The sequence below is a fragment of the Paenibacillus xanthanilyticus genome (assembly GCF_042682185.1).
Lineage (GTDB): Bacteria > Bacillota > Bacilli > Paenibacillales > Paenibacillaceae > Paenibacillus_Z > Paenibacillus_Z xanthanilyticus.
The window spans coordinates 2887750-2909855 of the sequence record NZ_JBHUHA010000001.1 but is presented as its reverse complement, the minus strand read 5'-3'; the positions used below and the strand labels follow the sequence as shown (position 1 = coordinate 2909855).

At 52.0% G+C, this 22106-nt stretch carries 17 protein-coding genes; 12 read left to right on the top strand and 5 right to left on the bottom strand.

Annotated elements, in window-relative coordinates:
• Positions 1-44: 44 nt before the first annotated feature.
• Positions 45-2579: a beta-mannosidase gene (locus tag ACFSKT_RS12240; protein WP_377721291.1), complete on the top strand. Its 2535-nt coding sequence runs from the start codon at positions 45-47 to the stop codon at positions 2577-2579.
• Between the two features lie 41 nt (positions 2580-2620).
• Here ACFSKT_RS12240 and ACFSKT_RS12235 read toward each other — a convergent pair whose 3' ends face one another.
• Positions 2621-3196 (bottom strand): isochorismatase family protein, encoded by a 576-nt coding sequence (locus ACFSKT_RS12235; protein ID WP_377721290.1) that lies wholly within the window; start codon positions 3194-3196, stop codon positions 2621-2623.
• 139 nt (positions 3197-3335) lie between these two features.
• Between ACFSKT_RS12235 and ACFSKT_RS12230 the strand changes: the two genes are divergently transcribed.
• Positions 3336-4226 (top strand): TetR/AcrR family transcriptional regulator, encoded by an 891-nt coding sequence (locus ACFSKT_RS12230; RefSeq protein WP_377721289.1) that lies wholly within the window; start codon positions 3336-3338, stop codon positions 4224-4226.
• Between the two features lie 14 nt (positions 4227-4240).
• Here ACFSKT_RS12230 and ACFSKT_RS12225 read toward each other — a convergent pair whose 3' ends face one another.
• A complete protein-coding gene (locus ACFSKT_RS12225) occupies positions 4241-4723 on the bottom strand; it encodes a DUF2975 domain-containing protein (protein WP_377721288.1) in 483 nt (160 codons plus the stop codon).
• Between the two features lie 331 nt (positions 4724-5054).
• On the opposite strand from ACFSKT_RS12225, the gene ACFSKT_RS12220 reads away from it, so the two are divergent.
• From ACFSKT_RS12220 to ACFSKT_RS12210, 3 genes are all read left to right on the top strand, one after another.
• The gene (locus ACFSKT_RS12220; protein ID WP_377721287.1) at positions 5055-5633 is read left to right on the top strand and encodes a sensor domain-containing protein; all 579 of its coding nucleotides are present in this window, start codon (positions 5055-5057) and stop codon (positions 5631-5633) included.
• Positions 5634-5676: 43 nt separating this feature from the next.
• Positions 5677-7017, top strand: coding sequence for an erythromycin esterase family protein (locus ACFSKT_RS12215; RefSeq protein WP_377721286.1), 1341 nt, complete (start codon positions 5677-5679; stop codon positions 7015-7017).
• Positions 7018-7192: 175 nt separating this feature from the next.
• The gene (locus tag ACFSKT_RS12210; protein ID WP_377721285.1) at positions 7193-8986 is read left to right on the top strand and encodes a response regulator; all 1794 of its coding nucleotides are present in this window, start codon (positions 7193-7195) and stop codon (positions 8984-8986) included.
• 138 nt (positions 8987-9124) lie between these two features.
• Here the strand turns inward: ACFSKT_RS12210 and ACFSKT_RS12205 are convergent, their stop codons facing one another.
• Positions 9125-10066, bottom strand: a complete 942-nt coding sequence (locus tag ACFSKT_RS12205; protein WP_377721284.1) for a ribose-phosphate diphosphokinase — start codon at positions 10064-10066, stop codon at positions 9125-9127.
• 260 nt (positions 10067-10326) lie between these two features.
• On the opposite strand from ACFSKT_RS12205, the gene ACFSKT_RS12200 reads away from it, so the two are divergent.
• From ACFSKT_RS12200 to ACFSKT_RS12180, 5 genes are all read left to right on the top strand, one after another.
• Positions 10327-11277, top strand: a complete 951-nt coding sequence (locus ACFSKT_RS12200) for an ABC transporter permease (protein ID WP_377721283.1) — start codon at positions 10327-10329, stop codon at positions 11275-11277.
• Positions 11271-12167 (top strand): carbohydrate ABC transporter permease, encoded by an 897-nt coding sequence (locus ACFSKT_RS12195; RefSeq protein ID WP_377721282.1) that lies wholly within the window; start codon positions 11271-11273, stop codon positions 12165-12167. The genes ACFSKT_RS12200 and ACFSKT_RS12195 overlap by 7 nt, the downstream gene beginning before the upstream one ends.
• A 118-nt stretch (positions 12168-12285) precedes the next feature.
• Positions 12286-13878, top strand: coding sequence for an extracellular solute-binding protein (locus ACFSKT_RS12190; protein WP_377721281.1), 1593 nt, complete (start codon positions 12286-12288; stop codon positions 13876-13878).
• Between the two features lie 117 nt (positions 13879-13995).
• The gene (locus ACFSKT_RS12185) at positions 13996-15456 is read left to right on the top strand and encodes a response regulator (protein WP_377721280.1); all 1461 of its coding nucleotides are present in this window, start codon (positions 13996-13998) and stop codon (positions 15454-15456) included.
• Positions 15453-17249, top strand: coding sequence for a sensor histidine kinase (locus ACFSKT_RS12180; protein WP_377721279.1), 1797 nt, complete (start codon positions 15453-15455; stop codon positions 17247-17249). The genes ACFSKT_RS12185 and ACFSKT_RS12180 overlap by 4 nt, the downstream gene beginning before the upstream one ends.
• Before the next feature lie 168 nt (positions 17250-17417).
• On the opposite strand, the gene ACFSKT_RS12175 is transcribed toward ACFSKT_RS12180, so the two are convergent.
• The gene (locus ACFSKT_RS12175; RefSeq protein ID WP_377721278.1) at positions 17418-18449 is read right to left on the bottom strand and encodes a sensor histidine kinase; all 1032 of its coding nucleotides are present in this window, start codon (positions 18447-18449) and stop codon (positions 17418-17420) included.
• The gene (locus tag ACFSKT_RS12170) at positions 18446-19117 is read right to left on the bottom strand and encodes a response regulator transcription factor (protein ID WP_377721277.1); all 672 of its coding nucleotides are present in this window, start codon (positions 19115-19117) and stop codon (positions 18446-18448) included. The genes ACFSKT_RS12175 and ACFSKT_RS12170 overlap by 4 nt, the downstream gene beginning before the upstream one ends.
• Positions 19118-19319: 202 nt before the next feature.
• Here ACFSKT_RS12170 and ACFSKT_RS12165 point away from each other — a divergent pair, with 202 nt between their 5' ends.
• Positions 19320-20087, top strand: coding sequence for an ABC transporter ATP-binding protein (locus ACFSKT_RS12165; protein WP_377721276.1), 768 nt, complete (start codon positions 19320-19322; stop codon positions 20085-20087).
• Positions 20074-21999, top strand: coding sequence for an ABC transporter permease (locus tag ACFSKT_RS12160; RefSeq protein WP_377721275.1), 1926 nt, complete (start codon positions 20074-20076; stop codon positions 21997-21999). The genes ACFSKT_RS12165 and ACFSKT_RS12160 overlap by 14 nt, the downstream gene beginning before the upstream one ends.
• Positions 22000-22106: the final 107 nt, after the last annotated feature.

Genomic DNA, 22106 nt, shown 5'->3' with positions numbered 1-22106 from the left:
GCTTGAGTCGGACCAAAAATTTATGGGGTAACATGGAGGACCTTATGGAACTATCGGGCGAATGGAGATTACAACATTATGAGGTCGGACAGGTGCCGCCGCTTCAGCTCGCGGACGCCGGTCTGGACGATCGCTTCTGGATTACGGCTGCCGTGCCGGGCGACGTTCATTCCACACTGATGGAGAGAAAGCTGATCGAGCATCCCTATTACGGCCATAACGACATCAAATGCAGATGGATCGAGGAGAAGGAATGGTGGTATCGGACCAAGTTCCAGCTGGATGAAGCGCCAAGCCAGGAGGAACGGCTGGAGCTGGTGTTCGAAGGATTGGATACGTTCGCTACCATCTATGTGAACGGTCTGGAGATTGGGCAATCGGCCAATATGCACCGCAGTTATGTTTACGATGTGACGCGCATTGTGCATCGCGGTAAAAACACGGTGGCGGTCAAGTTCGACCCGCTGTTCCTGCATAATCGAGATAAAGCTCAGATGCAATGGTCCTCCTATACGAAGGAGCGCCCTTGGATTCGCAAGGCGGCCATGAATTTCGGCTGGGATTGGGGCCCTCGCATGGTGACGACGGGCATCTGGGGCAAGGTTCATCTAAAGCGCAGCAAGCTCGCTCGTCTGGACAGCGTGTATGCGCGCACGGAGACGGCTGACAAGGACATGGCGACCGTGCGGGCTTCCATTGAGGCTAAATGCTTCAATCGCAGCGTCGAAATGACCTATCGAGCCAGTCTGGTAGACGCTCTTGGCGGCACGGCGGCAGAAGCGGCCGGCAAGCTTGCGCGCTCGCGTGCGGAAGTGAGTTTGAATATTGACCGTCCAAAGCTATGGTGGACCCATGATCTTGGCCAGCCATACCTGTATGAGCTTGAAGTCATTCTGTACGCGGATGGACAAGAAACGGATCGCTACCGCAAGCCTTTCGGCATTCGTACGATCGAGCTGATGCTGCAGGATGAACATGGCCGGCATGCTTTTGCTTTTCGATTAAATGGCGTTCGTTTGTTCGCTAAAGGCTCCAACTGGATTCCAGTGGACAATTTCATCGGCTCGGCGCCCGATAAGCGTTATACGGATCTCATTGAACTGGCCGTTGAATCGAATATGAATATGCTGCGCATTTGGGCCGGGGGCATTTACGAAAAAAGCTTCTTTTATGACGAGTGCGACCGGCTGGGCGTCCTTGTTTGGCAGGACTTTGCTTTCGCCAACGCGCTCTTCCCTGATTACAATGCCGATTTCATGGACAATGTCAGACAGGAAGCGATTTGCAATATTAAGCGATTGCGCAATCACGCATCGCTTGCCTTATGGTGCGGGAACAACGAAATTGATTGGCTGTACGATATGAAGTCGTCGGACGGCGATATCACCTGCCCGTTCTACGGCGAGTCGATCTACCATCAGTTATTGCCTGAGGTGCTGGAGCAATACGACGATTCCCGCCCTTATTGGCCGTCTTCGCCCTATGGCGGCAACGACGCTAACGATCCGGAGGTGGGTGACCGGCATAACTGGCAAGTCTGGCACGGGTCGGTCTATCCGCGCAAATTCGGCGACCCAACGATGCTTGATTACAGCGTCGAAGGCGTCACCTTCAAAAATTATAAAAAAGACGATACGTTGTTCAGCAGCGAATTCGGCATGCATGCCTCGGCCAATCGCTATACGCTGGAGAAATACGTGCCTGACGAGGAGTTCTATTGGGGAAGCGTCGAGATGGCTTACCGGAACAAAGATACGAATCATCAAAAAGGCATTCTGCTGATGGAGGGATTTACCGGCATTCCTTCCGACATCGAGGAATATATGAGGTTTTCGATGCTGACGCAGGCAGAAGGACTCAAATACGGCATCGAGCATTATCGCCGCAACAAGGCCAGAACAAGCGGCTCGCTCATCTGGCAGCATGGCGACAGCTGGCCAGGAACAAGCTGGTCCTTGATCGATTATGAGCTGCTGCCGAAGGCTTCATTCTATTATGCTCGCAAATTTTATCATCCGCTGCACCTTTCGCTGGATCACGATCCCCGAGAGCCGCTCAAGCTGTGGATCGTCAATGACCGTCTGCAAGCCTACTCGGGCAAGGTGACGCTGCAGGTGTACGATTTTGAAGGCAAGCTTGTGAGAACGTTGGAAACGGCTGCCGAAGTTGGTGCCAATACGGCCGTCAAGCTGGGAGAATGGGAAGAGCTCGACATCCTCGGCGGACTTTCTCCAGAGAGGGCGTTGGTGAGGCTATCGGCACCGGGATGGGATTGCGAGGACAACTATTATTATCTCCGGGACCCTAAGGAGCTCGACTTGCCGCAGGCGCAGTTGACGGCAAGCGTGGACGCAGAGCTAGGAGTTGTGACCGTTAGGACGATAGGCGCAGTCGCCAGGCTGGTAACCATTGATATCCCGCAGGGCAACGTCCGGATGAGCGACAATTTCTTCGAGCTGCTGCCGGGAGAGCCTAAATCGATCACGTTAAGGCAAGCTGACGGACAGGCGTTGATGCTAGACCGAATTCGAATTGGCGCGCTGAATGCGGCTTCGACAACGCCGTTATTCCATCGTTAGACCTGTCACTTGGTGTCTGTCTTGTTCGTACTATACCTCGTTCATTGGAGCGCGGCGCAAGCGAGAATGTCTTCGGTCGTACGGATGCGCCCAATGCGCGGGAAGATGACCTTGCGCACGTGATCATGCTCCGCCTGGCTGAAGCCGCTCATGGCGTCGATTGCGAATACCACCTGATAGCCATGAGCGAGCGCTTCACGCGCCGTGGTATCTACGCCGATACCAGAAGCAATCCCGCAAAGCACGATGGTCGTGATGCCCCGCCGGCGCAGCTGTTGATCCAAGTCCGTGCCGTAAAAAGCGCCCCACTGGCGCTTTGTAATCAAGTGGTCGGTGTCGGCGACTCCGATTTCGGGGACGATCTCATCCCATCCCGGCACCAGATTTAAGGGCGGAGGTGCTTGATCCAGCAGCGGGCGAGGCATATCCTTGAAGTCCTTCGTGGAGACGCGAACAATCCCGACAAAAGCGCCTGCCTCGCGGAAGGTTCGAACCATGGCGGCTGACCGGTCGATGACGTGTTCTTTCGAGTAAGGTGCATAGCTGTTTCCAAGCCATTTCTGCAAGTCGATAACAATTAATGCGGTCTGAGGAAAATGAAATAATAGGTCTTCCATGATTGATCACACTCCAACCGAGAAATCGAGCCGTCCCTCATATGACTTCAGGTTTAAAATAATGAACAAAGGGTCAATTGACTCTATGTTCATTATTTTGTACTCTAAGTTCAAAGGTGTCAAGAGGGGATACGTGAGAATGAGCGCAACCAAGCAGGATATCATTCGTTCGGCTTCAAAAATGTTTAAGGAAAAAGGGTTTCTGGCGACCTCGATTCAGGAAATCGCCTTGGACTGTTCCATTGCCAAGGGCTCCGTATACAAATATTTTCCATCGAAAGAGGACTTGCTGTGCGCGGTTTTCGACGAATGCCAGACGGATTATTTTGATCGGGCGGAGCACCTCCAAAAAACCGAGACGGGTACGCCCAAGGAGGGACTTGTCAATCAGATCGTATTTCGCTTTCAGTATTTTATTGAATACCGTCACATTATGGTCGACTTTACAGATCTTCCGATTACGCAGTACCCGGCTTTTCACGCGATAAGGACTCATGTTCGCGCCCGCATGATGGAGTGGCATCGATCTTGGCTGCTTGAGGTCTATGGGGAGAGCATCGAGCCGTTTCTTTGGGACCTCATTTTTATCTATCGCGCGATTCTGAAGGACTATCTACAGCGCATGATCAACGAGCTCACGCAGTTGTCGATCGAAGATACAGCTTGGTTTATCGTCGATAAACTGGATGCGCTAGTCGAGCACATGACGAGATCGGATTCCAAGGGACTGCTTGGGCGAAGCGCTTACGAAAAATTCATTCACTCAGGCGCAAACGACTGGGAGGAAGAAAAAGGCCGGATTGCCAAGGAGCTATTCGGCACAGTGGCCGCACGGCTTGAGGTTTGGCCTGGCGGGACCGCTCGGCGGAAGGAACTGCAAGAGATAGCCCGACTGCTAGGGGAGGAGATCGCTCAAGCTCAGCCTAGAAGGCCGCTCATTCAGGCGCTTTGCGCATACTTGGAACAAGAGCAGGAGCTGAGAAGCTTGGTCATCCAGTTGAGGCAGATCGTTCTGGGAGAGCAGGGGTGAATGGGTTCGTCTCCTCATTCGTCTTTTGACTTTATATCTGGGACGTTTTTTAATGGCTTTTGAAGTGCGTCCACCATGGCTGCGATGATACTTGTTGCTAGAACCCCCATTAGACCTAGAGCTATTGGACCTGCTGCATCATCACCTGTGAATTGAGCATGCACTCTTAAATATACGATTGCTAACAAAATGAAGAAAATAACAGTAAAAGCGCATTTTTTTATGACCTGCAAAGATTGAAAAGATAACGCAGAGAAAGCGTTGTTCTTCTCGATATAGGCTAATAGCTTAAATACGTGGTACAACGCGACCGAAAACGCCATACATATTCCATATGCACATACCAAAAGGGGATATAGCGAATAATCACCTGGACGCTCGATCGCGTCTCTTCTGGCTGCTTCAGGCAGCAAGACGATACACACGGTAAGCACGGCAATTCCAATCAGACAAATGATTCCTTTTAAGAAAGTCGTTGAACCTCGTTTAACCTTCATATCCAACACCTCATTTATATCGTGACACCATTGATTTTAGCAAAAAAATTATCGTGTAACAATAAATTAGTGTCGATTTATATTAAATGAATATGGATCAAAGCGATCGCCGCTCGGTCGGAAAAGGCTAGCCATTTCACACGAGCGCGAGAAATCATACATAACGTCTATACCTGGCAAAACCTTAGCTCAAGCTGACTGAGCTAAGGTTTTTTTGTTTGATTTCATCTCGCTCAAGCCAAAAAAATGTCATATGACATTCCTGCACTGGTAGGGTTGACACAAGTAGTCGTAGGATGCGGATATCACACGGAGAGGAGCGATGAACCTTATGAAATCAGGTTTCATCCAGCATGGTTACTTTTTATTGTTCACGTTCGTTACAGGCTTTTTTTACTTTTGTTTTTATGCGGTGGCGTTGTCGTTCAGTTTAAGTCTTTCCTTTACCGTAATCGGGATTCCCCTGGTTACACGCGTATTGCGAACGACGACGACGTTCATCCAATACGAACGGGCGCAGACGAAATTGTATACCGAGATCACGACAGAGCCTTATGAGAGCAAGGTAACAACAGGCGGGTCGGTCTGGGCTCAATCCAAAGTAGAGCTTACGGACCGCCGCAACTGGCGCGCCGTCTTTTGGTTAATGCAAAAATTTGGGGTTGGACTCGGTAGTCTCGTCTGTGCTGCCGTAATCTATGTAACCCCCGTTGCTTGCCTGTTGGCCCCGCTGTTGTATCGGCACGTCGAGATGAATTTCATTTTCATGAAGGTCGACACGTTTGTGGAATCTCTTCTTTTCATGGCTGTGGGAGTCGTGCTTGCGGCAATTAGCGTCAAGCTGGCTGAGGGTGCGGCGAAAAAATTCGGAGGTTATACACGCAGCATGGTTCGGGAGCTTAATCGATAGTGGTTTGGATGCAAGTCTTCACGTATATAAGGAGGATTAGGATATGAAAAAGAAAATGGTTATCGCAATGGCTGCCTCGGTGATTACACTGACTAGTGTGACAGGATGTACTTATGCAACTCCAAAAGCAGACGCTGCTATTACAGCGTCCTCCAACACCAATCCAAAAGCGGACCAGATCAAATGGTTAGAAGACCATGCAAGCCCATTAAAAACAACGGATCCAGCAGCATCTCTTCATGATTTAAGTCCGCTGAAGGATATGGTAGGGTCAGCAGCAATTGTTGGTCTAGGCGAAGCGACGCATGGCGCGCATGAAGTTTTTACGATGAAACATCGCCTGGTGAAATTTTTGGCGCTTGAGATGGGCTTTAACGCCCTCGTGTTAGAAGAGGGATGGGACCGAGCATTGGGACTCGATCGTTACGTCCTTACGGGTAAAGGTGACCCCAGCCAGTATCTAACGCCTGTATTCAACACGAAAGAAATGATAGATCTGCTTCAGTGGATACGTCAATATAATGCTGATCCACATCATAAATCCAAAATAAGGATCATCGGGATGGATATACAAACCGTAAACGAGCAGGTTTACAACCCTATCCTTGCGTATGTAAAGAAACATCATCCCAAACTTGCAGCTCGTTTGGAAATAAAGATGAAAGGCCTTATTCCGGTCACAAAGGATATCGATACCTTTGGCAGCCTTAAGAAAGAAATGAAAGCGAAATATGTTTCCGATGCGAAACAGATCAGCGCTTTATTAGAACAACATAAACGAAACCTGAATGGAAAATCCCGAGAGTTCGCCTGGATCAAACAAAATGCGCGTATTATTGAGCAATTTACGACAATGGCGGCTTCCTATCCGGATGACCCGAACGACTTTTATTTGAAACATGATAGGGCCATGTATGAGAATGCGAAGTGGACCGAAGAGCATGTAGGAAAAACAATCGTGTGGGGCCATAATGGACATGTTTCGAAAACCAATATGATCCCTTTCGTATACCCTAAAGTAGCCGGGCAGCATTTGGCCGAACATTATGGGCAGCGGTATGTATCCATTGGAACCTCCGTCTTTGAGGGGCGTTACAATGTTTACAACAGCAATCAACAGTTTGGGCCCTATGGCACATTACGATTCGATGACCCGAATACGTATAACTATACGTTTGGACAAGTCAATTACGACCAGTTTTTGGTTGATTTGCGTAAGGCAAGCGGAGTGACAAAAACGTGGCTAAACGAGCAGCATCCCATTTTCGCCGGAATCACGACCGTAGGTCCGGATATCCCAACCACGGTTGATATCGCATTAGGTCAAACATTCGATATCCTTGTTCACATTCAGAAGGTGACTCCATCTCTACTGCATCCATAACGGATCATGTTCAAGATGGCCGCTATACGCTAGCGTCCATCTTTTGCTGTTTTCCCTTCCCCCCAAGTACCGCGAAGGTGTGTCGTTCAGCCTAAATAACAAAATGGGCACCGCATAAGGTATAGACTATAATAGGATGGGAAACAAAACAGAAGCAGCTTAGGAGTGGAACGACTTGTTGGATATGGTGAAACAGTGGATTTGGTATGATTGGATTATGCTGGGGCTTCGCCTTATTGCCAGCGTTTCACTCATCCTTACGACGATACGTTTTCAAGAAGGTCTGGCGCTGCCGTTGTGGACCGTCATTTTTTTAGAGATTGCCGCTTTCTCTATACCATGGGTTTGTTTGCAGCTGAACTATAGCTATTATTTATTCGCGGAAATCCTGCTATTTGGCGGACTATGTATACATTTAACTTCGCTATTTCCGGAGGCCTATCTTACCTTCCTCGTATCCGCGTTTCTTACCGCGGCGAACAGCGCTCATCGATCCTATCGGTGGACGGCCCCGGCGACCGTCTTTCTATTGCCGGGCGTATTCCATGCGGTTGCGCCCAGCAACGGCTATTGGTTCATGGTCACGTACTATGGTCTGGCTTATGTGATGGGATTCGCCTTTCATTTGTTGATCGTCAATCACCGGCAGAATACCACGATCCGCCAGCAAAATAAGGTGCTTGAGCAGTATATGTCCCAAATCGAACGCATTACGCTGGCCGAAGAACGAAACCGGCTGTCGAGGGAGCTTCACGATACCGTCGGCCATGCGTATACCTCTATCCTCATGGGCATGGAAACGCTGCGGTCCGAGCTTGCGACCGATACCGGTTCGCAGCGGCTGGATGCCTTGTTGGAGCTGGGCCGCCAAAGTATCGAGGACGTGAGGCGTTACCTGCATCAAATGGAGTCTGCGCAGCAGTCGCGCTCCTTGGTGCTCTCTTTGCAACAGCTTGGAGATGAATTTCAGGCGCATGCCCAAGTCGAGGTGAACTTTAGCGCGTACGGAGAGGAGTCCCCGCTGTCCCGGCAAGCGAAAATGACATTCATTCGTTGTTTGCAGGAGTCGCTGACCAACGCGGTTCGACACGGCCAGGCAACGGAAATTACCGTTACGCTGCATTTCGGGCAGCAATATACGAGGCTCGAGGTGCAGGATAACGGAAGAGGGATGGAAGAATGGCGGGAGGGCTTTGGCATGAATGCCATGAAGGAGCGGGCCATGAATCTGCAAGGTCAAGTGTCCGTCTATACGAAGCCGGGTGGCGGGACGCTTGTCGTCTGTAATTTGCCGAGACCAGCGGAAGAACAGGCGGACGAACATATTCGTCTGCTGGTTGCCGACGATCAATCGTTTATTCGGGAAAGTCTGCGGACCTTGTTTGACAAGTACCCCGATTTGAACGTAGTCGGGTTGGCTGAGGATGGCGAGCAAGCCGTCGACCTGTGCGAATCGCTTCAGCCCCACGTGGTGCTTTTGGATATCGATATGCCTCGTATCGACGGCGTCCAGGCAACCAAATTGATCAAGCAGCAATGGCCGCATATCCGGGTATTGATTCTTACGACGTTTCAGGATACGGATCAAGCGTTGGACTTATTGCGTAACGGTGCGGACGGGTTCCTCTTGAAATCGGCCGCACCGCTTGAGCTGGCCGAGACGATTCGGCTTGTTCACCGAGGCGGTACGTTAATCGATCAGGAGATGTCCCACAAAATATTCGAGAGATTCGAGGGGGGCATCCCATCTCCCCCATTGAAAGCGGCCGCTGACTATGAGCTGACAGACCGGGAAGTCGAAATCCTGCAGCTTGTTGCCAAGGGGCTGAGGTACAAGACGATCGCCTCCAAACTGAATTTGTCGGACGGTACGGTCAGAAACTATGCCTCCTCTGCCTATATCAAGCTAGGCGTCAACAATAGGGAAGAGGCTTCCCAGAAAGCGTTGGATCTGGGGATCATTCATTAAGTGAGGGCCGTCTTCAGCGTGCGGCCTGAAGCGCCACTCAACCCCTCGAGTCCAAGATTCGGGGGGTTGTTGTCGTGGCCGCCGCGTCGGGCACTTAGGCTGTATTCACCCATCCCGGGTTGCGCCCGTGCAGGTGCGTTAACGGGGATTGTGCAAGAGGGTGTCGATCGATCCGCCTTCGTAAATAATCCGAATCGCGGTCGCGAGGAGCTGCGAAGCGGAGAGGACGCGCAGCTTCGGATGCCGCTCCGGCGACTGCTGAATCGTATTCGTGACGACGATCTCTTGGATATGCGCTTGGTGCAGCTTGTCCAATGCGCTGTCGGAGAACAGCCCGTGCGCCACGCAGACGTACGCCTCGTTCGCCCCTTGCCGCTTTAAGGCTGCTACGGCATCGAGTACCGTTCGACCGGTATCGATAATGTCCTCAATCACGATCGGCGTTCGGCCGCGCACGTCCCCGATGACATGCGACTCTTCCGGAGGCCTGTCCTCGCGACGTTCCTTCAGCATGATCGCGAACGGCGCGTCGAGGCTCTCCGCCAGTTTCTCCGCGATCTTGGCGCGCCCGGCGTCCGGGGAGACGACGACCGGATTCGGAATGTTGGCCCCCAAGAGATGCTTGGTAATTAAATCAAGCGTGGTCAAGTGGTCGACTGGAATTTTGAAGAAGCCTTGGATCGCATCCGCATGCAGATCCATCGTGATCACGCGGTTTGCGCCGACGGAGGTCAAGACGTCCGCCACCATCTTGGCGGAGATCGGATCGCGCGGCGCTACCTTTTGCAGCTGCCGCGCATACCCGAAGTAAGGGATCAGCACGTTGATGGTTTTCGCGGAAGCTCGTTTGGCCGCATCGATCATGACCAACAGTTCGATCAAATGATCGTTCACCGGGTGGGAGAGCGATTGGACAATGAAGACGTCGCAAGTGCGAAGCGGTTCCAAATATCTCACGTAAATCTCGCCGCTCTTAAAGCGCGAGATTTGGATTTGCCCTTGCGGGGCGCCGAGATTATCGCAAATCTGAGCGGTTAAGGACGGGTTAGACGTACCTGCAAAAATTTTGATTTTCGACATGACACCCTCCAAATGCGTAAAGCGAATGCAGGTTTCGGTCAGAGAACGTTACATTCGCTAATGGTATGTATATTATACACGCAAACGTAAGGAGCCAGGCGGTTATTTCCCGTCCGGCTCCTTGGTTTTTCCTATCCGAACCGTTCTTCACTCTTTTAAGTTATGACCAATTTCATTTAAGCGAGTACATTTTCTAATTTCCTCCAGCAGCTATAATTGAACACAGGATAGCTCCTATGACGACCGGAGGGATGCGAGAAATGAAAGCGGTTTTAGACAGCTCTGGAGCGTATGCGGCCAGAAAGAAGAAAAACAAGTTTCTGCACAATATCAAAAGAGACGCCTGGTTATACGCGCTCTTGCTGCTGCCCTTCGCGTATATTCTAATCTTCAGGTATGCTCCCATCTATGGCGTGATTATGGCCTTCCAGGACTACAACATTTTTGAGGGAATCAAGGGGAGCGAGTGGGTAGGACTCGAGGTGTTTCGGTTTATTTTCCAGCAGGACAGCTTCTACCGGGCGCTCCAGAATACGCTGCTCCTGAATGTGCTGGACTTGGTCGCGGGATTCCCGGCGCCCATTCTGCTGGCTATTTTGCTCCATGAAGTGAGGCTGGCCAGATTTAAGAAAATAACGCAGACCGTCCTGTATCTGCCTCACTTTTTGTCCTGGGTTATTATTGGCGGCATGGTCTATCTGATGTTGTCGAACACCGGCATGGTGAACACGTTCCTGTCGAGCCTCGGTCTGGAGAAAATCGAGTTTCTATCGCAGCGAACGCCTTGGTTGATCACTTATATCACCGTTGGCGTATGGCAGAATATCGGATGGGGCACGATCATCTATCTGGCGGCCATGACCGGAATTAATAAGGAATTGTATGAAGCCGCCGAGATGGATGGCTGTACCAGGCTGCGCAAGATGTGGCACATTACGCTGCCAGGCATTAAGGCCACGATCAATATTTTGCTGATTCTCCAAATTGGCAGGATGGTCTCGATCGGGTTCGATCGTCCCTTTGTGATGGGCAATTCACTAGTCAGCGAGTACTCCGATGTGATCAGTACGTTCGTCTACAGAGTCGGGATTAGTTCGGGGGATTTCTCCCAGGCAACGGCGGTTGGACTGTTCCAATCCGTGGTCGGCCTTATCCTGCTGGTGGCGGCTAACTATATCGCGAAGAAGCTGGGGGAGGATGGGATATGGTGAGCATAGCGGGCAATACGGGCAAAAAGAAACCAATGAGCCTGGCCGATATCGCGATTATCGCATTTATCGTGGCGTTGTCCTTCACCTGCATCGTTCCGTTCCTATACATGATAGCGCTTTCCTTCAGCTCGAATGAAGCGATTATTTCCCAAAAGGTGGGGCTGTGGCCGGTGGACTTCACCGTAGAAACGTACAGAACCATCTTAAGCGATGCGGAGATGCTGTATACGCTTGGGTACAGTATCGTGCTTACGATCGTATACACCGTGGCGGCCATGTTTCTGACCATTTGCGCAGCGTACCCGTTAACGAAGAAGCGGCTGATGGGCAGAAACGTTATGTTGTCGGCATTGGTCTTCACGATGTATTTCAGCGGCGGTCTCATTCCTTCGTACATGCTGGTTAAAGAGCTCGGCATGATGAATACGATGTGGAGTTTGGTGCTGCCGGGCGCCATGAGCGTGTTCAACATGATCATCCTGAAGACCTTCTTCGCCAATCTGCCGGATAGTCTGGAAGAATCGGCCGCCATTGACGGATGTTCGGATATGGGCATTCTCATCAAGATCGTGCTTCCCCTCTCGCTGCCTTCGATTGCCACCTTAAGCCTCTTCTATGCGGTGGACAGATGGAACGGCTTCCAAGATGCGCTGTTTTACATTACGGACAAAAATCTGTATCCGATGCAGATGAAGCTGTACCAGATCATATCGGCCAATCAGCAGCTGGATAGCCAACAAGGAGGCGAAGGGAGCGTCGGCACCTATATTGTGCCGGAGTCGTTAAAGGCGGCCAGCGTGATGTTTACGACCATCCCAATCTTATTGATCTATCCCAAATTGCAAAAGTATTTCGTCGATGGCGTGATGACCGGAGCGATCAAGGGCTGACGGGATCCGGATCCGGATGAAAGGGGGGATTGACGGGGGTTCGGTAGAAAGATCTAGATGCTTGGGATTGATAGCGATAGGCGATTTCATCCTATACAAATTGAAAGGGTGGTTAAGCGTGAATACAGGCATGAAGAATACCGCGCTGCTGCTTAGTTCCGTGCTTCTGGCTGGTGTTGTGGCAGGCTGTCAAAGTAACGAGGCGCCGTCGACGGCGGCATCCAATAACGGTACGGCGGCAGCTCCTTCCGATCCTCCTGTTACCTTGACGGTGGAGGTGTTCGACAGAGGGATTCAGGGACAGCCGGACTTGAACAACAACACGTGGACCAAATATGTCAATGAACATTTCGGCAAGCCCAATAACGCGGTTGTCAAATTTGTTCCTGTCCCCCGTTCCCAGGAAGTCGACAAGCTGAATGTGTTGATGGCGGCTGACGAAGCTCCTGATATTTCCTTCACGTATGACGGGACCACCGTGAACCGCTTCGCCAAAAACAAAGGCCTCTATACACTGGACGAATTGTTGGAGAAGCATGGCCAGCAATTAAAGTCTTACCTGGGCGAGAACGTCCTTGCTTACGGGAAATACGAGGGCAAACAAGTCTCCATCCCCGCCAAGCGGACGCTGATTGCCTGGAGCGGCATGTTCATCCGCAAGGATTGGCTGGATAAGCTGGGCCTGCCCGTTCCGACGAGCAAGGACGAATTATATGAAGCGCTGGTTGCCTTCCGCGACAAGAACCCGGGTAATGTAAGCGGCGTTATTCCATGGGCGACCGCAGCTGCGGGCATGAACTACGGCTTCGGCAACCTGATTCAATCCTTCTGGGGTCCCATGTCCGAGGAGGAATTCGTGACCACGACCGGTTGGCTGAAGCCCGGCAACAAGGAGGCGTTTAAATGGCTGAACCAATTGTACGCGGAGAAGCTGATCAGCCCCGATTTTGCGCTGGATAAGACAACCAAGCAAGCGGATGCCGATGTAACGAACGGTAAAGTAGGCTTCTATGCGGCCAACTGGGATTATCCGCTGCTGCAAAAAATCCGCGATCCGCTGAAGCAAAATGCGCCAGACGCCGAATTTGTTCCGATCGACGCGTTCAAGAACTACGAGGGGAAATACCTCAAAGAGGTGTACAATGAGAACGGGCTGTTCTCGTTTATCCCGAAAAGCAGCAAAAACGCGGAGCTGGCCATCAAGTACCTGAACTGGATGGCGGACCCGAAAGTGCTGTTCTTCCTGCAGTTCGGCCAAGAAGGCGTCAACCACACGCTGGTGAACGGCATTCCCCAAGGAATTGCGCAAACCGGCGAAAATATGCAAATGAGCAATCTGAATTTGGATTATACGCTGGTTGTGAACGGCGCAGAGCTCGGGGATACCGAGAAGAATGTCAGAACGTACGCGGCAGCTTTGGCAACCGGAGAACAGAGCTATGAGAAGATGGCCATCGATTCCTACCGAATCAATACGACCGACGGCTATACCGGCTTCTATTATGGCGTCCCGAATGAAGCGAATATCAAGTACGGCAAAACGCTAGGCGATATGAACAAACAAATGACGGATCGACTGATCGTGGCCAAGCCGGCGGAATTCGACGCCTTGTACGACAAGCTCGTGAAAGAATATATGGACGCTGGCGGTCAGGCCGTTCAAGATGAGAATGTGAAGAACTACAGAGAGATTCAAGCGAATAAGAAGTAATTCATTGCATACGGATAAGCCATCCTTGCTCATCACATGGTTTATCCGTATTTCGTTGCTATTCCCGAACCGCTTTGCTATATTCGGAGAAATCCATATGTTCAGGAGGATGCCCCCATGTACAAGGTCATGATTGTCGATGATGAGTCGTGGGCGATTAGAGGCATACGCAGCGCCTTTGACTGGGATAAGTACGGCTTCGAAATCATCGGACAGTTTACAAGCGCTTACAAGGCGTGGGATGCCATACAAGAGGCGAAGCCCGATTTGGTATTTACGGATATCCGTATGCCGGACATTACCGGATTGGATCTGATGAAGCGGGCCAAAGAACAAGATCCGGATATGGAATTCGTCATCGTAAGCGGGTATGCGGAATTCCAGTATGCCCAGGAAGCGCTGCGCCACGGAGCGTTGAATTATTTCCTGAAGCCGTTGGATATCGATTTGGCGGATGCGTTTATGGCGAAGTTGGCCCTGCATTTCGCCCAGAGAAGCACGGCGCGCAATCACCTCCTTCTGGATGCGCTGACCTCTTCGGATCCGAACGAATTAAAGCGCTTTCTCCCGCATCCCAATGATGCGGCGATCTACTATTACCGGGTGCTCGTAATCCATGTCGAAGGCGAGCATAAGGATTTCGGGAAGCTCATGTCTATGGAGGAAAAGCCTGTTCATGCCGTGGAGGTTGAAGCGGGAACCCGCAAAAGGCTGATCGTTCTGATATCCGAGCATCGAGATGGTTTGGAAGGCCATTGGGATAAGCTAGTCCAAGCTGGAATCTATACCGTGGGCATCAGCAGCATCGGCAGCCAGCTTCACCATATGAGCAAGCTGATGAAAGAAGCAGATCTGTCCGCCTCCCAGGCTTTTCTGGATGCGGCTGCAGGGGCCGTTCTCTACGAGCCGAAGCTCCATCTGGCGAAACCGTGTATTGACGAGCTCTATCGCATCATTCAGGAGAGTCAATTTGACGATATCGATGGGTATATGAATGGGCTGCAGGCATACTTCCGGGACCATCGACTGGGCATGTGCGAGGTCGTCTACTTGTGGAATCAGGCAGTCGGGATCCTTACGAACGCCTATGCGATGGAATTGCAGGATATGGAGCTGGAATTTCTGAATTATGCCGAGATCCAAGATCGTTTTGAATGCTTTGAATCGCTGTGCGGCTTTTTGCGCGACGTCCTCACCTCCATCAGGCAAGGGAACAGCCGCTCCCTGCAGGAAGGGAACATCCTGTCCTGCTTCAACCGGATGATCGCCTACATCGACGGACACTTTGACCAGAAATTGTATTTGAAGGATTTGTCCGCCCAATTCTTCATCAATCAAGTATATTGTTGTCAATTATTCAAGAAGAATCTGGGCAAAACTTTCTCGGAATATATATCGGAGCTCAGAATCAAGAAAGCCCGCAAGCTCCTGAAGCAAACGAACCTGTCTATTGAGGAAATCGCCATTCAGACCGGCTACGTGGAATATTACTATTTCAATAAAGTGTTCAAGAAGCATTGCGGGATGACGCCCGCCAAATTCAGGAAGAGCGAACAGGGACGGAGCGGGGGGCCATGAAGACCAGTACACTGAAATTGAAGCATCAGCTATGGCTTATCTTTCTTTTCTCTATCCTTCTGTTCGCCGTCATGGAATTTTATTTTTTTTATAGTTTCTCTCATTTAACCCAGAGCAGGGCAGCCAATTTCAGCAACCAGATGATCGAGCAAACACGCCGCAAGATCGATGCGGTGTTTGAGGATATCAGGACCAGCACCAGCATTGCGGTCAATAGCAAATTAATTCAGGAATTCGCCGTCGCGACGGATGATTACAAGCGGGCGTTCGATAGCGGTAATTATGCGCTGGATCTCATGGAATATATGAGATCCTTTAATTCGTATGTGGACGGCATCGTCATTAACGACATTCGGGGAATGAGTCTAACGTCTTCAAGCGCCGATGTGTTTTATCAAGCTCGTTATCGAACCTTTATCCAAACGTATAAAGATGATCCTTCGCTTCGGGAGAAAGGGCTATTCACCACCATGTTTAAAGACGACAACACGGGAGCGGAACAGTTCTTTTATATAGCGCCGATCGTGGAATCCATCGGGGGAATCCATTTTGCTCAAATTACGGGTTACTGTACCATAATGGTGAATAGGGACAAGATGCAGGGGCTTGTAGAGAATACGGAACTGACGCCGAACTCGATCCTTTATATGCTGAATAGCCGGGATGAGGTCATTGCGTCCACGAATGCTAATATCCGCGGCGCCTTGATCAAGGATGTTCTGTCGATGGATAAGGAAATCTTGCAGCAAGGCGTGAAGACCACCATCGACGGGGAAGCTGTTCTGGTTCAGGTCAAGGGTTTGGAGCAAGCAGAGGGCTGGCGGGTTGTGAGCATGATTCCGGTGCATGAGCTGACAGCGGACATGTACCCGATGCGGAAGGTTAGCATGATCGTGATGATGGGGATTATTCTCAGCATGATCCTGCTCGGCAGTTTCTTCATGAACAATCTGATGCGACCGGTCATGGGACTCGTGATGGATATGAAGAAGGTGGGGAGGCGAGACATGGGCTTCCGCATCAAAGTCAGGTCTACGAACGAGGTCGGCTCGCTGGCCCGCGATATCAACCGGATGATGGATGAGATGGAGGAGATGGCCCGGGATATGTTCAATACCCAGGCTAGATTATACGAGTCCGAGCTGAGCCAGCGGCAGGTGGAGTTCTCGGCCTTGCAGAGCCAGATCAACCCTCATTTCCTCTATAATACGCTGAATTGTATCAGCAGCATCGGATTGGAATACGGAAGCAGAGAGATCGCGCAGATGACGTCATGCATGTCTAAGATTTTCCGCTACAGCATCAAAAAAGACGAGCTTGTCGAGATCAGGGAAGAGCTGGATTGCATGCAGGCTTATATGAAAATCATCTCCATTCGGTATGAACATAAATTCTCGATGGGCATGGATGTCGAAGAGGGGCTGCTGGAGATGAAAACGCCCAAGATGATCCTCCAGCCCATCGTGGAGAATTCCGTCTATCACGGGCTGGAGCGGATGGACCAAGGGGGGCAGCTCCAAATAAGCGGGTTCATAGACGCTAATGGGGATGTGTGCTTCCGTATTATGGATACGGGGAAGGGAATGGAGCCGGAGGAACTGGCCGCGCTCCAAACCAAGCTGGACATGGCGTATCCGAAGCGCTTGCCAGACGGTCCATCGGAGAGAAGCATCGGACTAACCAATATTCATCTCAGGCTTCGGCTGCTGTTCGGAGAGGGATATGGGATCGTCATCGCGAGCCGGTTCGGCCAAGGGACGACCGTGACGGTGAAAATTCCTGCATTGGAATAGCACCTGTCTTAACCGAGTATTCACGCTGCGGGGGGCAAGCCCCCTTGGTCTGCCTGAGGGTTCTCGGAATTAAGCTCCCGCGGGATGAGTCGCAGGTATAAACCGATTTCCGTCTCGTGGCGGAAGCCGGTTTTTTGCCCGTTATACCCCGCAGCTGCCATCCTTTCGTTACGCCTTCCAGTGCAAGTACGTCCCTGCTCTAGGAAAATGGATCGTCACGCTCGTATACCGGCCTTCCTCCGACAGGATGGACAAATCATGGCCAAGCTTGATCGCCATCTGTTTGGCCAAGTACAGCCCCATGCCGGTTGACTTCGCGTAGCTTCTGCCGTTCGTGCCGGTAAAGCCTTTGTCGAACACGCGCGGGAGGTCTTCCTGCTTGATCCCGATCCCCGTATCTTCGATTCGAAGCCGCCGCTCATAGGCGTCTTCCTCGAAGCGAATCGTAATCGCGCCGTCTTCGGGCGTATACTTCAGGGCATTGGCCACAATTTGGTCGATGATATAGCCCAGCCATTTGCGATCGCTGTGGATGTAGGGGAACGTCTCGTCCAGACGGAGGCGGATCCGCTTCGTAATGAACAGCTTGGCGAATTTCTTGACGGATTCCTTCAATACCGCCTCGAGCGGCACCTCCGAGATGAAGTAATCCTTCGAGAACGAGTCGATGCGGGAGTAGTACAGCGCCTGCTCGACATAATTATCGATCTTGCCCAGCTCGTCCTCCAGCTTGTCGATCAGCTCTTCGGACGATTTGTCCGAGCCGTTCTCCATGACGAGGCGGCTGGCCGCGATCGGAAGCTTCACCTCGTGAATCCACGACAGAATGAAGTCTTGATGGTCCCGGTGCTCGGCGATCGCCCGCTGCATCTGCTTCATATGCTCCCGCTGGAGCTTGGCGATGACGCCGACGAACAGCCGTTGCTGGGCGGTCTGCGGTTCGGGGAGCGCGGCCGCCGTCTGTTCCCCATCCCGGGTCAGGAGTTCGGACAGCTCTCGGTAGAAGGAACGTCGATACCGATAGCCGATCGCCAAATAAGCGGTCACTGCGAGGAGGCAAGCGGCGTTCATATAGATGATGTTGTCCATGCCGAGAGAGGGGCTGACGCTGACGGCCATCAGCAGGGAGACGAACAGCATGATGCCGCCGTACAACGCCAAGAAGTAGCGCTTATCCTTCACGTATTCATAGAAGCTCATGGGATCATATACCCTTCGCCTTTCCGGGTCGCGATGAAGCTTTCTTTCCCGAGCTCGGCCAGCTTCTTGCGCAACCGGGTCATGTTGACGGTCAACGTATTGTCGTCCACGAAATGTTCGTCCTCCCAGAGCGCGCGCATCATTTTCTTGCGGGTGACGATCGAGCCCTTATGCAGCATAAGCATGTGAGTTAAGATGAACTCGGTTTTCGTCAGCTCGGCCTTCCGGTCGCCGCAGTGCAGCGTGGCGTCTTTCACGTTCAGCACGACCCCGTCATGCTCGATGAAGCTATGCGAAGGATCCACATACGTATAGGTTCGGCGAAGAATCGCGTTAATTTTGGCCATGAGGACATCCGTATAGAACGGCTTCTGGATAAAATCGTCCCCGCCCATATTCATCGCCATCACCATATCCATCGGCGTATTGCGGGACGAGAGGAACAGGATCGGCACCTGGGACAGCTGCCGGATCTGGCTGCACCAGTAGAAGCCATCGAACGAAGGCAGGTTGATGTCCATCAGGACGAGATGGGGATTGCTGGTCTGAAACGTTTGCAGCACCTGATCGAACTGCTCCGCCTCGACGGTCTCGAAGCCCCATTTGCGAAGCGTCTCGCCGAGCATGTCGCGGATCGTCGGCTCATCCTCCACAATCATGATTTTCATCCTACATCCCCTCCTACCAAAAAATAGTAGCATTAATCCCATACCCGTACAACCGAATCGGCAAGGGTGACAAAAATGTAAGGCAGCGCCCTAAAGCTGTAAGACCACTCGAGGAAAGCTTTCGATACAATAAAGGTATAAAGCTTAGTTTAAAGCAAGAGTTCAAAAAGACGACTCTTAAGGATAATGGAGGCGGGACGCGATGAGGAACATTGTGGAAACGACGAATGTGACGAAGGTGTACGGCGCGAAGGGCATCGTCAGCACGGCATTGGAGCAGATCGACCTTACGGTGCGGGAGGGCGAATTCGTCGGCATCATGGGACCGTCGGGCTCGGGCAAATCGACGCTGCTGAATCTATTGGCGACGATCGACCAGTCGACGTCCGGCGACATCCGGATTGACGGAACCGACCTACTGGACATGAGCGAGGAGCAGCTGTCGACGTTCCGGCGCGAGAAAATCGGGTTTATTTTCCAAGATTATAACCTGCTCGATACGCTGACGGTCAAAGAAAATATATGGCTGCCATTGGCCTTGTCCCGTACCCCGATCGGGGAGATGGAACGGCGCGTGGACGCAATCGCCGACAAATTCGGGATACGCGGCATCCTGGATAAATATCCGACGCAGCTATCCGGCGGTCAGAAGCAGCGAACGGCCGCTTCCCGCGCGATCATCGCCAGACCGAGTCTCATCTTGGCCGACGAGCCGACCGGCGCGCTCGATTCGAAGTCCGCGACGGATTTGCTGGACAGCCTGCAAGCGCTGAACCGGCAGGATAAGGCCACGATCCTGATGGTCACGCATGATGCTTACGCGGCCAGTTATTGCACGAGAGTGCTGTTCCTCAAGGATGGCCGGCTGTTCACCGAGCTGGCGAAGGGCGACGCGACCCGCCAAGCGTTTTTCAAGAAAGTGCTCGATGTGCTGAACGTGTTCGGAGGTGGCGTCAATGACGTTATCTAGCCTCGTGCGCAAAAACATCGCCGGCAATTTCAAAAGCTATTTCTTATATGTGGCGTCGATGGTGTTCAGCATCGTTATTTACTTTACGTTCGTCTCGCTGCAATACAGCACGGAGATCGCAAATGCGATCCAGTCGTCGCGCGGCGTGCAGTCGATATTTTTGCAGGCCTCGATCCTGCTGATTTTGTTCGCGGCGGTGTTCATTTGGTACTCGAGCTCCTTCTTCAACCGTAGGCGAAAAAAGGAGATCGGCTTATATTCGCTGCTAGGGGTACGCAAGAAAACGATTGGACGGATGCTCTTCTATGAAAATATGATCATGGGCGCATTGGCGCTGATCGTCGGCATCGTCATCGGGGCGCTCTTATCCAAGCTGTTCACCTTGATGATGCTCCGGCTGCTCGATTCCCCGGTTGAGATCAGCTTCACCTTGTCGCCGTCGGCAATCGGGAATACGGTCCTCGTGTTCATGATATTGATCGTGGTCACCTCGATCCATGCCTATCGGCTCATCTATCGACTCCGGCTCATCGAGCTGTTTCAGGCCGAGAAGCAGGCGGAAGCGCGGCCGAACGGTTCGCCGGTCGTCGCCATTCTGGCGGTCTTGGTGCTAGCGGCCAGCTACTGGCTTATCCATCAGCCGATCGCCACCAGTACGCAATTCAGCATCACCCTGCTGTTGTTCATGATCGGCATCGTCTCCGGCACGTACCTGCTGTTCCGATTCGCCGCCGTACGATGCCTCATGCTGTTAGCCAAGGATAAGGCGCGCTATTATCAGGGCGTCCGATTCGTCGGCGCCGCGCAGCTGTTGTTCCGCATGAAAGGCAATGTACGCATGCTGACGATGGTCTCCTTGCTGAGCGCGGTCACGATCATTGCGGTCAGCATTGGGGCCAGCTCGTATGACGAAATCGATCGGGAAGCGGCGATGACGGCTCCTTTCAGTTACACGCACCTTGCCCAGGGCGATAAGCTCGACGCGGAGATCGAGAGGGTAATAGCCGCGGATAAGGAGCATCCAATCGTGGCCAAGTTGGATATTCCGATCATCGGCGCAACGGCGGACGCGTCAGAGCTTACGGTCGTGCCATCGAAAATGTCGGCTCGGGAAATGCCGGTGAAGCTGATATCGGCTGCCGCCTTCAATGCGATCGCCGGCGCGTTGGGCCGAGCGGAGCTGGTCCGGCTGAACGGGCAGGAGGCGGCGATCGTCCAACCGATGAATACGGACCATCAAGCGGATGATTACGTCGGGCGGTCGATCATGTTGAAGCAAGCCGGGGATGACCGGGAAGTGACGTTCGTCCGCTTCTTCGACGAGAGGGTCATGAACGGAAGCTCAGCTGACCTCATCGTCGTGGCGAGCGATGCCTTGTATGGCGAATTCGCCCGCCAGTCGGCGCCCGCGATCTACAAGGCTTATAAAGTCGAGGAGGAGCGATCGGCTCGGGCAACATCAGAAGCCTTGCTAGGTTTGGATGCGAACGAAGCGGAGCTGATCGTGCATTACGCCGTGTATCGGGGGATTTTGGAAGCGGGCGGCGTCAATTTGTTCGTGCTCGGCTTTCTCGGACTCGTATTCATGGCCGCTACGGGAAGCATGATCTATTTCAAGCAGCTGACGGAGGCGCAATCGGATATCCGCCGGTATGAAATGCTGCGGAACATCGGCGTGAGCCGAAGGGAGCTTGCGGTCTCCATCGCGATGCAATCGCTATTCGTGTTCGGACTTCCGCTCGTGGTAGGGATGCTGCATGGCGCGCTATTCCTGCAGGTGCTCATGGATTTCAAGCTGATCGGCAAGGAAGCGGCCGCCCCGATCGCTATGTCGATGGCCGCTTATGTGATCATCTATACGGGCTACTACGGATTAACCGTTCAATCTTATCGGCGCATCGTGAAAGCTTAAGTAATAGTGAAGGGAACAGTAATCAATTGGTACTGTTCCTTTTTGCGTTACGACTTTGGATCGTTTTCACAAAGAGCGACTCCCATATGAGCACGGACTTAGTTAGA